At 31.1% G+C, this 357-nt stretch carries 1 protein-coding gene; it reads left to right on the top strand.

What is annotated here, in order from left to right; genetic code table 11:
• Window positions 1-357, top strand: a 357-nt coding sequence (locus tag SB679_RS23375) for a DUF2851 family protein (protein WP_410704668.1), incomplete at both ends; no start/stop codon positions are given.

The raw sequence follows: 357 nt of genomic DNA, 5'->3' as shown, positions 1-357 counted from the left end.
GAGTTTATCAGGGCAAAATTCAATATCTCAGATTTAAAATTCAGACCTAAATTTTTAAGATTACGACCGCCTAATTTTCCTACGATCCGTTTCTCCCAACTGGCTAATCTTTATCAGCAACAGAATTTATTTTCAAAGGTAATGGATGCTGAAAATGTAGATGAACTATATGACATTTTTAAGTCAGTAAAAGCTTCAGAGTATTGGGATTGTCATTTTAATTTTGGTACTCTATCAAAAGTTCAGCCCAAGACTTTAAGTAAGGATTTTATTGATCTTCTTATTTTAAATTCAATTCTTCCTTTAAAGTATACGTATTACAAATATCACAGTGAGGAAATCGCCGATAAGATCATA

This window comes from Chryseobacterium sp. SIMBA_029 (genome assembly GCF_046535275.1).
GTDB lineage: Bacteria > Bacteroidota > Bacteroidia > Flavobacteriales > Weeksellaceae > Chryseobacterium.
The sequence above is the reverse complement of the archived record's forward strand: the minus strand, read 5'-3'. Positions and strand labels throughout refer to the sequence as shown.